This is a genomic window from Pseudomonas carassii (assembly GCF_036324045.1).
In the GTDB taxonomy this organism is placed as follows: Bacteria; Pseudomonadota; Gammaproteobacteria; order Pseudomonadales; family Pseudomonadaceae; genus Aquipseudomonas; species Aquipseudomonas peradeniyensis.
Map to the genome: position 1 here is coordinate 248,089 of NZ_JAZDCT010000001.1, position 13,556 is coordinate 261,644.

Consider the following 13,556-nt stretch of genomic DNA (forward strand, 5'->3'; position numbering starts at 1 on the left):
TTGTGTCGCGAAAGGGCTGCGCAGCAACCCCGGGTTTTCAGCAGCACGCAAAGATCGCCGGGGCCGCTTTGCGGCCCTTTCGCGACACAAGGCCGCTCCTACAGGGGCCGATGTAATTCTCGAATATGCTGAAAGATCAATATCGAGCCCTACAAATTTTAAAAGCTCATTCCCCCGACTTGTTCAACGAATAATCCCGCAACTTGTTGGCAATGGTCGTATGGGAAACTCCCAATCTTTTCCCCAGCGCCCGGCTACTTGGAAACTCGCTCATCAGACTTTCCAATACCGCCTTTTCAAACCGCCCGACAATTTGCGAAAGATCGCCATCCAGGGAAAACTCACCCAATGGTTGGCGTGCGCCATAATCCGGCAAACGGATATGTTCGCTCTTCACCACCCCGCCCTCGCACAACGACACCGCCTGGAACAGCACGTTCTCCAGCTGGCGCACGTTGCCCGGCCAATGATATTGGGCAAGCTTGTCCATCGCCGCCGGCGCCAGGCGCGGCATCGGGCAGCCGATCTGCCGGCTGGCCTGGTCAAGGAAGTGCTGCACCAGCCCCTCCAGGCCATCCATGCATTCGCGCAGCGGCGGAATGTGCAGCGACAGCACGTTGAGGCGATGGTAGAGGTCCTGACGGAACTCGCCCCGGGCGCACAGCTCGGACAGATCGACCTGGGTCGCGCAGATCACCCGCACGTCCAGGTACACCTCTTCGTCACTGCCGACACGACGGAAACAGCCATCCTGCAGGAAGCGCAGCAGCTTGACCTGCAAGCGCGGGCTCATCTCCCCGACGCCATCGAGGAACAGCGTGCCACCGGCGGTAAGCTCCAGCAGCCCCAGCTTACCTTCGGCTCGCGCGCCCTCGAACGCCCCCGGCCCGTAGCCGAACAGCTCGGTCTCGGCCATCGACTCCGGCAGGCCGGCGCAGTTGAGCGCCATCAGCGGCGCCTGGCCACGGGGGCTGGCCAGGTGGCAGGCGCGCGCCAGCAATTCCTTGCCGGTACCGGTCTCGCCCTCGATCAGCAGCGGCGCATCCAGCGGCGCCATGCGCCGCGCCTCGCGCACCACCGCGGCCATCACCCGCGAGCTCTGGAAGATACTGTCGAAGCCCCGTAGTTCCTGCTTGCGCACGTTGTAGATACGCTCGCCGATGCGATCAGCGCGATGCAAGGTGATCACCGCGCCCGCCAGGGCCTCGCTGTCATCATGCTCCGACTGCAACGGCGCGATATCGGCGAGGAACACATCGCCCTTGACCTTGATGCGCAGGCCGTTGATCCGCGACTTGTTGGCGCGGATCAGCTCCGGCAGGTCGAAGTCCTCGACATAGCGCGACAACGGAATGCCCGGCACCTCGTCCACCCGCACCCCGAGCAACTGCGCCGCGCCACGGTTGGCGGCAACGATGCTGCCGCCCATGTCGATCGACAGCACCGGGAAATCCAGCGCGCCGAGCAGCGCATTGAGCTCCATGTGCCGGCGCTCGCTGGGCATCAGGCCGACGCGCTTGACCCCGAACACCCCGGCGATCGACTCGAACTTCGGCCGCAAGGCCTGGAACTGCAGGTTGATCAGGTTCGGGCAATGCAGGTAGATAGCGTTGCCATGATCGCCGCCCACCTCGCCGCGCAGCACGTTGATGCCGTACTCCACCAGCAGGTTGAGGATGTCCCGCAGGATGCCGATGCGGTTCTGGCAGTGCACTTTGATACGCATGGAAGCTCTCGAAGCGGCCAAGGTTTTTACTCGGCACGCGGAAAAGTCGTAAAGATAAGCTGACAGAATCACCCTTCCGCCCAGCTCGATGCCCGTGATTTTCCGGCACAAGGGCATTTTTGTAAAATTATCGTTACGAATTCAGGACCAGCGGATAGCCACAAGTGGCCCCAACCCCGGTGCAAAGCCGCGTTTGTAGGGATATTCCTAAGGTATGTCCTGTACATAACAAGAACGCCCTCACCAGGAGAGCCACATGAAACAGACGCAATACGTGGCACGCGAGCCCGATGCGCATGGTTTTATCGACTACCCGCAGGAAGAACATGCGGTGTGGAACACCCTGATCACTCGCCAACTGAAAGTGATCGAAGGCCGGGCATGCCAGGAATACCTGGACGGTATCGAGCAGCTCAAGCTGCCCCACGACCGCATCCCCCAGCTCGGCGAAATCAACAAGGTGCTGGGCGCCACCACCGGCTGGCAGGTCGCCCGCGTGCCGGCGCTGATCCCCTTCCAGACCTTCTTCGAGCTGCTGGCCAGCAAGCGCTTCCCGGTCGCCACCTTCATCCGCACCCCGGAAGAGCTGGACTACCTGCAGGAGCCCGACATCTTCCACGAGATCTTCGGCCACTGCCCGCTGCTGACCAACCCCTTCTTCGCCGAATTCACCCACACCTACGGCAAGTTGGGCCTGGCGGCGACCAAGGAACAGCGTGTGTACCTGGCGCGCCTGTACTGGATGACCATCGAGTTCGGCCTGATGGAGACCGCGCAGGGTCGCAAGATCTACGGCGGCGGCATCCTCTCCTCGCCGAAGGAGACCGTCTACAGTCTGTCCGGCGAGCCGGAGCACCAGGCCTTCGACCCGATCGAGGCCATGCGCACGCCGTACCGCATCGATATCCTGCAGCCCCTGTACTTCGTCCTGCCGAACATGAAGCGCCTGTTCGACCTGGCCCACGAAGACATCATGGCCATGGTCCACCAGGCCATGCAGCTGGGCCTGCACGCACCGAAGTTTCCACCCAAGGTCGCCGCCTGAGCGCCCCTGTCGATAACAACTCAAACCGGAAAACACCCATGAATGCCTTGAACCAAGCCCACTGCGAAGCCTGCCGCGCCGATGCGCCGAAAGTCACCGACGAGGAACTGGCGGTACTGATCCGCGAGATCCCGGACTGGAACATCGAAGTCCGCGACGGCCACATGGAGCTCGAGCGCGTGTTCCTGTTCAAGAACTTCAAGCATGCCCTGGCCTTCACCAATGCCATCGGCGAAATCGCTGAAGCCGAAGGCCATCACCCAGGCCTGCTGACCGAGTGGGGCAAGGTCACCGTGACCTGGTGGAGCCACTCGATCAAGGGCCTGCACCGCAACGACTTCATCATGTGCGCGCGTACCGACGAGGTCGCCAAGACCGCCGAAGGGCGCAAGTGATGCACTTCGCGGCCATCGGTCGGGTCCCTGGCGACCCGATCCTGGGGCTGATGGAGGCCTACGCCCGCGACGCCAACCCGGCCAAGTTCGACCTGGGTGTCGGCGTGTTCAAGGACGCCCAGGGCCTGACGCCGATTCCCGCGGCGGTCAAGCAGGCCGAGCAGCGCCTGGTCGAACGCCAGGCCACCAAAAGCTACATCGGTGGCCATGGTGACGCGGTGTTCGGACGGCTGGTCAGCGAGCTGGTGCTGGGCAGCGACTCGCCACTGCTGGCCGGTCAGCGCGCTGGCGCCACCCAGACCCCGGGCGGCACCGGTGCCCTGCGCCTGGCGGCGGAGTTCATCGCCCACTGCCTGCCGGGGCGTGGCATCTGGCTGAGCGACCCGACCTGGCCGATCCACGAGACGATCTTCGCCGGCGCCGGGCTTAAAGTGTCCCACTACCCCTACGTGGGCAAGGACAACCGCCTGAACATCGACGGCATGCTCGCCGCGCTGGAACAAGCACCGGAAGGCGACGTGGTGCTGCTGCACGCCTGCTGCCACAACCCGACCGGTTTCGACCTGGGCCAGGACGACTGGCGCGCGGTGCTCGACATCGTCAAGCGCCGCAACCTGCTGCCACTGATCGACTTCGCCTACCAGGGCTTCGGTGACGGCCTGGAGGAAGACGCCTGGGCGGTGCGCCTGTTTGCCGCCGAACTGCCGGAACTGCTGGTCACCAGCTCCTGCTCGAAGAACTTCGGCCTGTACCGCGATCGCACCGGCGCCCTGCTGGTGTGCAGCCACGATGCCGAGAAACTGCTGGATGTGCGCAGCCAGCTGGCGTTCATTGCGCGCAACCTGTGGTCGACGCCACCGGACCATGGCGCCGCGGTGGTCGCCGAGATCCTCGGTGATCCGGCACTCAAGGCGCTGTGGGTCGAGGAAGTGAACGCCATGCGCCAGCGCATCGCCGAGCTTCGCCAGGGCCTGGTGCAGGCGCTGGCGCCCCATGGCCTGGCCGAGCGTTTCGCGCACATCGCCGTGCAACGCGGGATGTTCTCCTACACCGGCCTGAACCCCGAGCAAGTGCGCCTGCTGCGTGAGCGGCACAGTGTGTACATGGTCGGTACCGGCCGGGCGAACATCGCCGGGGCGGATGCACGACGCCTGGAGCAATTGGCGGCGGCCATCGCCGACGTCTGTCGCTGAAACCTGGCCGATGTGGCGTGGGGGCAAATCCGCCCCCACGTGCCCTCCTGACACACTCCTTGGCCGATAGCCGCCCGCTAAAACCGACCAGCGCCCGGTAAAATTCTCAAACTGTCATCCAGACTGCTGTATCCTGCCCCAGCTTTTCGAAGCCACACATGCGCCCTGGCGCCGCCTTTTCACTCACACTTGCGAGGAACGACGAGATGCATGAAATCCCGAATCTTCCCTTCCCAAGCCTGAACCCCGAAGAGCAATCCGTTGCCGCCCACGCCGAGCCGACGCCCGCCGTCGACCAGGACGGTGACGATCAATCCAGCGCCGACCAGGAATAATCGCGCACCCCACCCGACTGTGTGAAAACGGCTGACCTGCGGGATATCCCCGTCATCGCGTTTTCACACCGTCCAGAACCTCTACCGAAGACCCTCATGCCCGACTCACCGCGCCCCCTTGCGGTCACCCTGCAAGTCGTTTCCATCGTCCTGTTTACCTTCATCGGCTACCTGAACATCGGCATCCCCCTGGCCGTGCTGCCCGGCTACGTGCACAACGACCTGGGCTTCAGCGCCGTGGTCGCGGGCCTGGTGATCAGCGTGCAGTACCTGGCCACCCTGCTCAGCCGCCCCACCGCCAGCCGCATCATCGACAACCTCGGCAGCAAGAAGGCGGTCATGTACGGCCTGTTCGGCTGCGGCCTGAGCGGCGTGTTCATGCTGGCCTGCAGCTTTCTTACCCACCTGCCCTGGCTGAGCCTGGCCTGCCTGTTCATCGGCCGCCTGGTGCTGGGCAGCGCCGAGAGCCTGGTGGGCTCGGGCTCGATCGGCTGGGGCATCGGCCGGGTCGGCTCGGAAAATACCGCCAAGGTGATCTCCTGGAACGGCATTGCCAGCTATGGCGCATTGGCCATCGGCGCGCCGCTCGGCGTACTGATGGTCAAGCAGCTCGGGCTGTGGAGCATGGGCGCAAGCATCATCCTGCTGGGCGTCATCGGCCTGCTGCTGGCCTGGCCCAAGCGCGCCGCGCCGGTGGTCGCCGGCGTACGCCTGCCGTTCCTGCGGGTACTGGGCAAGGTCTTCCCCCATGGCTCGGGGCTGGCCCTGGGCTCGATCGGCTTCGGCACCATCGCCACCTTCATCACCCTGTACTACGCCAGCCGCGACTGGCCCAACGCCGCGCTGACCCTGAGCCTGTTCGGCGCCAGCTTCATCTGCGCGCGCCTGCTGTTCGGCAACCTGATAAACCGCATCGGCGGTTTTCGCGTGGCGATTGCCTGCCTGTCGGTGGAGACACTGGGGTTGCTGATGCTGTGGCTGGCGCCCAGCGCCGAGATGGCCCTGGCCGGCGCGGCGTTGAGCGGGTTCGGATTCTCGCTGGTGTTTCCGGCACTCGGGGTGGAAGCCGTGAACCAGGTGTCGGCAGCCAACCGCGGCGCGGCGGTGGGCGCCTATTCGCTGTTCATCGACCTGTCGCTGGGGATCACCGGGCCGCTGGTGGGCGCGGTGGCGGCGGGGTTCGGATTTGCCTCGATGTTTCTGTTCGCGGCGGCGGCGGCGGGGTGTGGGTTAGTGTTGAGCTGCTATCTGTACCGACAAGCTCGACTGCAACGGGAACGCTAAAAGCCGGGGGGTGCTTTGCACCCCTTTCCGGCCGGTCCGACGCCTCGGCAAGGCCGCTCCTACAGAGGAACACAACCTCCTGTAGGAGCGGCCTTGTGCCGCGAAAGGGCCGCAAAGCGGCCCCATCAATTGACTAGCGCTGCGCGTACTGCAGCACCACCTCCAACGGATGGCGCAACTGCTTCTCGGTCATGCGCTTGACCTGGCTGCGGCACGAATAGCCGGTCGCCAATGCCTCACCCTGCTTGTCCAGCTTGGTCGCCCAGGACTGCTCGAAGATGGTCTTCGAGGTTTCCTGGTTCCGTGCTTCATGCCCATAGGTACCGGACATGCCGCAGCAGCCGGTGGCCTCGGTGACCAGTTTCAGCCCCAGACGGGCGAACACCTGCTCCCACTGTTTGGTACTGGCCGGCACATTGGTCTTCTCGGTGCAGTGGGCCATCAGACGGAAGCTGTCGGCCTTGACCGGCGCCTGCTCGGGCAGCACGTTCATCAGCCATTCCTGGGGCAGCAGTACCGACGGGCACTCCACGCCATCGACCTTCTGGTACTCCTGGCGGTAGACCAGGGTCATCGCCGGATCCAGCCCCACCAGCGGCACACCGCAATCGGCCAGGGCCTTGAGCTGGGTGGCGTTGCGGATCGCCGCCCTGGCGAAGGCACCGAGGAAACCCTGCACATGCAACGGCTTGCCGTTGGCGCTGTAGGGCGCGAGGAACACCTTGTGCCCCAGGCGATGGGCCAGCTCGATGAACGAGGCCAGCAGTGGCGTCTCGAAATAGCGGGTGAAGGCATCCTGCACCAGCACGATGCTGCGCTCGCGCTGGGCCGGGGTTAGCTCGCGCAAGGCCGGCACGCTCGCCACCTGAACCCGGCAACGGGTCAGGGTGGCCTGGAAGTTGAAACGGCTGATCAGCGGGCTGTCGACCATGCCGACCTTGTCCGCCAGCAGCCTGCTCACCCACTTCGAGCCCATCACCGCGTTGTACAGGCCCGGCGCATGGGCCAGGTACGGGATGGTGAACTCCAGCGAGCCGATCAGGTAATCGCGCAGCGGACGCTGGTAGCGGCCGTGGTACAGCTCGAGGAAGCGCGAGCGGAAGTCCGGCACATTGACCTTGATCGGACACTGCCCCGCGCAGGACTTGCACGCCAGACAGCCAGCCATGGCGCCGTATACCTCGTGGGAGAAGTCTTCCTGCCCCTGCTGGCGCGCACGGCTGTTGCGCAGGCGCGCCGGCAGCCCCTTGAACCAGGACGCCTTGCGCTGGGCGGCGGCGAGTACATCGATGTTTGCCTCGCCCTGCAGGCGCAGCCATTCGCGGATCAGCGAGGCACGCCCCTTGGGCGAGTGCTGGCGTTCGCGGGTAGCCTTCCACGACGGGCACATGGCGTCGTTGGGGTCGTAGTTGTAACAGGCGCCGTTGCCGTTGCAGTGCACGGCGCTGCCGAAACTTTGCCAGACGCGCTCGTCGATACTGCGGTCAAGGTCACCGCGCAGGGTCACGCCATCCACCGGGGTCAGGCCTTCGGCGCTGTCCGACGGGGTGCAGATCTTGCCCGGGTTGAGCTGATTGTATGGATCGAAGGCGCCCTTGAGACGCTGCAGTGCCGGGTACAGCTCTCCGAAGTATTCCGGCACGTACTCGGAGCGCAGGCCTTTGCCATGTTCGCCCCAGAGCAGGCCGCCATAGCGCTGGGTCAGCGCCGCAACGGCATCGGAAATCGGCTTGACCAGCGCGGCCTGGGCCGGGTCCTTCATGTCCAGCGCCGGGCGCACGTGCAGCACGCCGGCATCGACATGGCCGAACATGCCGTAGGCCAGGCCGTAACCGTCGAGCAGCGCACGGAAGTCGGCAATGTAGTCAGCCAACTGCTCCGGCGGCACGGCGGTGTCCTCGACGAACGGCTGTGGCCGCACCTCTCCCTCGACGTTGCCAAGCAGCCCCACCGAACGCTTGCGCATGGTGTAGACCCTGGTGACCGCCTCGGCACCTTCCGCCAGGGTGTGCCCAAGGCGTTCGACGCTGGTGTCGCGCTGCAGGTGCGCGACGAACGCCTCGACCCGGGCATTGACCTCGGCCGGCTCGTCGCCGCAGAACTCCACCAGGTTGATGCCCAGCGTCGGGCGCTCGGCGTCGGCCGGGAAGTACTCGGCGACGCTGTGCCAGACGATGTCCTTCATCGCCAGCATCAGCACCTTGGAGTCGACGGTCTCGATCGACAGCGGCTTGTGCGCCATCAGCGCGTTGGCGTCGCGCAGGGCGTCCATGAAGCTGGTGTAGCGCACGTTGACCAGCACCGCGTACTTCGGTATCGGCAGCACATTGAGCTTGGCCTCGACCACATAGCCCAGCGAACCTTCTGCACCGCACAGCACGCTGTTGAGGTTGAAGCGGCCCTGCTCGTCGCGCAGGTGCGCCAGGTCGTAGCCGGTCAGGCAGCGGTTGAGCTTGGGGAAGGTGCTTTCGATCAGCCCGGCCTGGGTTTCCTGGATCTCGCGGGCCATGCGATACACCTCACCGACCCGGCCGGGCGCAGCGCAGGCCTGCTCCAGCGCCGCGTCGTCGATCGGCAGGCTGTGCAGGCGCGCACCACCGAGCAGCACGCTGTGCAACTCGAGCACGTGGTCGCGGGTCTTGCCATAGGTGCAACTGCCCTGGCCGCTGGCGTCGGTGTTGATCATGCCGCCGACGGTGGCGCGATTGGAGGTCGACAGTTCCGGCGCAAAGAACAGCCCATGGGGCTTGAGCGCGGCGTTGAGCTGGTCCTTGACCACGCCCGCCTGGACCCGCACCCAGCGCTGCTCGACATTGATCTCGAGAATGTTGTTCATGTGCCGCGACAGGTCGACGACGATGCCATCGGTCAGCGACTGGCCGTTGGTGCCAGTACCGCCGCCACGCGGGGTCAGCTTGATGTCGCGAAAGCGTGGCTCGGCCATGAGCGTGGCAACCTGCGCCACATCGTCGGCATCCAATGGAAACACCGCCGCCTGGGGCAGGCGCTGGTAGATAGAGTTGTCGGTGGCCAGCACGGTGCGGGTGCCGTAGTCGGCACTGATCTGGCCACGGAAGCCACTGTTTTTCAGGGCCTCGAGGAATTCAGGGTAATGGGAGGCGGGCGCACGGGGCGGCAGCTGGGCGATCATCGAAGGATGCCTCTTTGATATCGGGCTAATTCACGGAAATCTTGTCACTCCTGCATGAATGACTCATGGGAGGATTTCGAATAGGCCAATGTTCCTGTAGTTTCGCGCCAGGGGCAAACGGATATTCCTGCCGCTATCGATGAGCTTTATGAATGAATTACCGCCACCTCACCCCGTCCATGTCGCTGCTGCTGGCCTTCGAGGCCGCCGCCCGGCATGAAAGCTACACCCGCGCCGCCGCCGAGCTGTCGCTGACCCAGAGCGCGGTGAGCCGCCAGGTGCAGGCGCTGGAGCAGCAGCTGGGACTCACCCTGTTCCGCCGCGAGGGGCGCCAGGTGCAACTGACTGACGTGGGTCGCCTTTACCAGCGCGAATTGAGCGAAGCCTTGGGGCGCATCCGCAGCGCCACCCTGCAGGCCCTGGCCTACCAGTCCGGGGTCGGTACCCTGCGCCTGGCAACCCTACCGACCTTCGGCTCGAAATGGCTGTTGCCGCGCCTGCATGCGTTCTACAGCGCCCACCCCGGCATGCTGGTGCACATTCATTCCCGTATTGAAGCGATCAACTTCGACACCAGCGAGATCGACGCCGCCATCGGCGTGGCCACCCACGACCTGCCTGGGCTGGTCTGCCATCGCCTGCACGCCGAGGAACTGGTGGTGATCCTGCCGCCGGACAGCGCGCGCGACGGCCAGGAATGGAGCCCGGCGCAGATCAGCGAAGAGGTGCTGCTCAACGTCGCCAACAACCCCCATGCCTGGGGGGAGTGGTTCTCCCACCACGCCCTGCCCCACCGGACGATGCGCCTGGGGCCGAGTTTCGAGCTGACCTCGCATTTGATCCAGGCGGTGCGGGCGGGGATTGGGATCGGCCTGGTGCCCAGGATTCTGGTGGAGGAGGAACTGGCCAGCGGCGAGCTGTTCAGCCCGGGGGCGCCGTTTGCCAGCCAGCGTAGCTACTACCTGATCTATCCACCAAGGAATGAGGCACTACCTTCGTTGCGGGCGTTTCGTGGCTGGCTGCTGGAACAGATCTGAGGCTGGCACAGACAACAAAAAACCCGATGCCAGTCACCTGGCATCGGGTTTTCTCGAAGCGCCTCGGCGCTTACTTGGCCACGCTACCGGCAGCGCCGTTGGCCTGAGAACCGCGCTTGCTCTTCAGTTGGTAGGCCACATACATCACCACCAGCCACACCGGCATGGCGTACACCGACACCTGGATGCCCGGGATCTGCAGCATGATGCCGAGGATCAGCACCACGAAGGCCAGCACCAGGTAGTTGCCGTACGGGTACCACAGCGCCTTGAACAGCGGCTTCTGGCCGGTGCGGTCGAGGTGCTGGCGGAACTTCAGGTGCGAGTAGCTGATCATCGCCCAATTAATCACCAGGGTCGCCACCACCAGCGACATCAGCAACTCCAGGGCATTTTGCGGCATCAGGTAGTTGAGCAGCACCGCGATCAGGGTCACGGCCGCCGACACCAGGATCGAGCGTACCGGCACGCCGCGACGGTCGACCTTGGCCAGCGCCGCCGGGGCATCGCCCTGCTCGGCCATGCCCAGAAGCATGCGGGCGTTGCAGTAGGTACCACTGTTGTACACCGACAGCGCCGCGGTCAGGACCACGAAGTTCAGCAGGTGTGCGGCCACGTCGCTACCCAGCAGCGAGAAGACCTGGACGAACGGGCTGCTGCCATAGCTGCCACCGGAAGCGTCGATGCTGGCCACCAGGCTGTCCCACGGGGTCAGCGACAGCAGCACCACCAGGGCGCCCACATAGAAGATCAGGATGCGGTAGATGACCTGGTTGATCGCCTTGGGGATCACGGTCTTCGGCTTGTCGGCCTCGGCCGCGGTGAAGCCGAGCATTTCCAGGCCACCGAAGGAGAACATGATGAAGGCCAGCGCCATCACCAGGCCGCTGACGCCATGCGGGAAGAAGCCGCCATGAGCCCACAGGTTGGTCACCGACGCTTCCGGACCGCCACTGCCGCTGGTCAGCAGGTAGGCGCCCAGGCCGATCATGCCGACGATGGCGGCGACCTTGATGATCGCGAACCAGAACTCGGCCTCGCCGAAGAACTTCACGTTCATCAGGTTGATGGCGTTGATCAGCAGGAAGAACGCCGCCGCGGTGACCCAGGTCGGGATCTCCGGCCACCAGTAATGGACGTACTTGCCCACCGCCGACAGCTCCGACATGCCCACCAGGATGTACAGCACCCAGCAGTTCCAGCCCGACAGGAAGCCGGCGAAACCGCCCCAGTACTTGTGCGCGAAATGGCTGAAGGAGCCGGCCACCGGCTCTTCGACGATCATCTCGCCGAGCTGGCGCATGATCATGAAGGCGATGAAGCCGCAGATCGCATAGCCGAGGATCATCGACGGACCGGCGGACTTCATCACGCCGGCCGAGCCCAGGAACAATCCGGTGCCAATCGCGCCACCCAGGGCGATCAGTTGGATATGGCGGTTCTTCAAGCCACGCTTGAGTTCGCCAGACTGTGAATTATGTCCACTCATGAACGAAGTCACCTGCTTGTTTTTATCTGTGACGGAATCGGACCCACCGCACTCGTGGCGCAGCGGAATGGGCAAGGTGGTTACCTTGGGTTCTTGGACGGGCGGTCCTGACGGGCGAGGTGCCCGGGCGGATCAACCGGGTGTCAGCAAGAGTGCGCGGTACGCAAGGGGGTCACAGGTAAAACGCGGCGCATTGTATACCCCTGCAAACGCGCAGGCGTCAACGCGTTGCATCGTTTCCTGTGGAAAAAACGCACCGGTCCTGGGGTGAAGGCCTGAAAAGGCGGAGTGATCGGCGTACATGGCGCCTCCATTTTGTTGTTTTCGATGCCTGGCTATCCTGCCTGGCTCTGCACACGGCAATGGCGCTATATCAGCGTTTGGGCGGGGGTTTGGGAAGGGGGTGAAGGGTGGCGGGGAGGCTCTGGCGCGCAAGTCTTGGAAAGATTTTGTGACGAAGAGCGGGAAAGCACAGGTAAGCCGGGGAAAAGGCCAGAAATCGTATAGTTTTCTTTACAAGATGGTTTGAAAATTTGCCAATAGTCGGGAAAATTTGTTTCTGTTCAGGCACTTGGAGCCGCTTTGCGGCCCATCGCGGGGCAAGCCCGCTCCTACACAGGGCTGCGTATCGAGGGTCTTCCTTTTCACAGGCACAAAAAAGCCAGCCCGAAGGCTGGCTCTTTCGCTAACGGGCCGGATCAGCCACGCGGCTTGCCGCGGCCACGACCTGCTGGCTTGTCGCCTTCAGGACGGGCCGGACGCTTGCGCATCTCGCTCGGGCGCTCGGCCACCGTGCTGCCACGACCACTCTTGCGCGGTGCAGACTCTTCACGCGGCGCGCGTGCCGGGCGCTCGGCCTGCCCTTCGGCAGCCGGACGCAGGGTGCGCACACGCTCGCCGCGCCCCAGCGGACGGGTCGACTTGCGCTGCAGACGCTCGAGCTTGTCCTTGGCCTTGAGCTTCATTTCCGGCAGCGCCACCGGCTGCAGGCCGACTTCGGCGGCCAGGATGTCGATCTCACCCTGGCTCATTTCGCGCCAGCGGCCCATCGGCAGGTCGGAGTTGAGGAACACCGGGCCGAAACGCACGCGCTTCAGGCGGCTGACCACCACGCCCTGGGATTCCCACAGACGGCGCACTTCACGGTTGCGGCCTTCCATCACCACGCAGTGGTACCAGTGGTTGAAACCTTCGCCACCTGGTGCCTTCTGGATGTCGGTGAACTTGGCCGGGCCGTCCTCGAGCACCACGCCGGCCTTGAGGCGGTCGACCATGTCGTCGTCGACCTCGCCGCGCACGCGCACGGCGTACTCGCGGTCCATTTCATAGGACGGGTGCATCAGGCGGTTGGCCAGCTCACCATCGGTAGTGAACAGCAGCAGGCCAGTGGTGTTGATGTCCAGGCGACCGATGTTGATCCAGCGGCCCTCTTTCGGGCGCGGCAGGCGGTCGAACACGGTCGGGCGGCCTTCCGGGTCGTCACGGGTGCAGATCTCGCCGTCGGGCTTGTTGTACATGATCACGCGGCGGGTCGCCTCGGCGGCCTCGACACGCTTGATCAGCTTGCCGTCGACGGTGATGGCGTCGTGCAGGTCGACGCGCAGGCCCAGGGTGGCCTCGACGCCGTTGACCTTGATACGGCCCTGGCCGATCCAGGCCTCGACGTCACGACGCGAGCCGACGCCGATGCGCGCCAGTACTTTCTGCAGCTTTTCGCCGGACGGCGGGGTGGGTTGTTGGTCTTGCAGGTCTTTGTCACTCATCTGGGCACCTCCCGGTGTAGTAGTGAAAGCGGGCGCGCATCATACGCGGTTCGGCGGGGGAACGCACTGGAGGGTAGAAGGTTTTTGGCGATCGCCCTGCGGATTCTGCCCAAAGGTAGGTTTTGACGGTGCCGGCCT

Annotated in this window: 10 protein-coding genes; 6 read left to right on the top strand and 4 right to left on the bottom strand. The window is 64.4% G+C overall.

Going from position 1 to position 13,556, the window contains the following annotated elements; all coding sequences use genetic code 11:
* Window positions 1–166: 166 nt before the first annotated feature.
* Window positions 167–1,726, bottom strand: a complete 1,560-nt coding sequence (locus tag V0R62_RS01125) for a sigma-54-dependent transcriptional regulator (RefSeq protein WP_186732953.1) — start codon at window positions 1,724–1,726, stop codon at window positions 167–169.
* Window positions 1,727–1,982: 256 nt separating this feature from the next.
* On the opposite strand from V0R62_RS01125, the gene phhA reads away from it, so the two are divergent.
* From phhA to V0R62_RS01150, 5 genes are all read left to right on the top strand, one after another.
* The gene (phhA, locus tag V0R62_RS01130; RefSeq protein ID WP_330102370.1) at window positions 1,983–2,771 is read left to right on the top strand and encodes a phenylalanine 4-monooxygenase; all 789 of its coding nucleotides are present in this window, start codon (window positions 1,983–1,985) and stop codon (window positions 2,769–2,771) included.
* Between the two features lie 38 nt (window positions 2,772–2,809).
* Window positions 2,810–3,166 carry a 4a-hydroxytetrahydrobiopterin dehydratase gene (locus tag V0R62_RS01135; RefSeq protein WP_062574779.1) on the top strand — a complete coding sequence of 119 codons (357 nt, stop codon included), beginning with the start codon at window positions 2,810–2,812 and terminating at the stop codon, window positions 3,164–3,166.
* Window positions 3,163–4,359: an amino acid aminotransferase gene (locus tag V0R62_RS01140; protein ID WP_330102371.1), complete on the top strand. Its 1,197-nt coding sequence runs from the start codon at window positions 3,163–3,165 to the stop codon at window positions 4,357–4,359. The genes V0R62_RS01135 and V0R62_RS01140 overlap by 4 nt, the downstream gene beginning before the upstream one ends.
* Before the next feature lie 206 nt (window positions 4,360–4,565).
* A complete protein-coding gene (locus tag V0R62_RS01145) occupies window positions 4,566–4,694 on the top strand; it encodes a hypothetical protein (protein ID WP_256582346.1) in 129 nt (42 codons plus the stop codon).
* 96 nt (window positions 4,695–4,790) lie between these two features.
* The gene (locus V0R62_RS01150; RefSeq protein WP_330102372.1) at window positions 4,791–5,978 is read left to right on the top strand and encodes an MFS transporter; all 1,188 of its coding nucleotides are present in this window, start codon (window positions 4,791–4,793) and stop codon (window positions 5,976–5,978) included.
* A gap of 133 nt (window positions 5,979–6,111) precedes the next feature.
* Here the strand turns inward: V0R62_RS01150 and ydiJ are convergent, their stop codons facing one another.
* On the bottom strand, window positions 6,112–9,129 hold the full coding sequence (gene ydiJ, locus V0R62_RS01155) for a D-2-hydroxyglutarate dehydrogenase YdiJ (RefSeq protein ID WP_330102373.1): 3,018 nt from the start codon (window positions 9,127–9,129) through the stop codon (window positions 6,112–6,114).
* 152 nt (window positions 9,130–9,281) lie between these two features.
* On the opposite strand from ydiJ, the gene V0R62_RS01160 reads away from it, so the two are divergent.
* The gene (locus V0R62_RS01160; RefSeq protein ID WP_330102374.1) at window positions 9,282–10,166 is read left to right on the top strand and encodes a LysR substrate-binding domain-containing protein; all 885 of its coding nucleotides are present in this window, start codon (window positions 9,282–9,284) and stop codon (window positions 10,164–10,166) included.
* 70 nt (window positions 10,167–10,236) lie between these two features.
* Here the strand turns inward: V0R62_RS01160 and V0R62_RS01165 are convergent, their stop codons facing one another.
* Entirely contained in the window at window positions 10,237–11,655 is a 1,419-nt protein-coding gene (locus V0R62_RS01165) for an amino acid permease (RefSeq protein ID WP_330102375.1), read from the bottom strand.
* A 698-nt stretch (window positions 11,656–12,353) separates the two neighbouring features.
* Window positions 12,354–13,418, bottom strand: coding sequence for a 23S rRNA pseudouridine(2605) synthase RluB (gene rluB, locus V0R62_RS01170; RefSeq protein WP_186714513.1), 1,065 nt, complete (start codon window positions 13,416–13,418; stop codon window positions 12,354–12,356).
* Window positions 13,419–13,556: the final 138 nt, after the last annotated feature.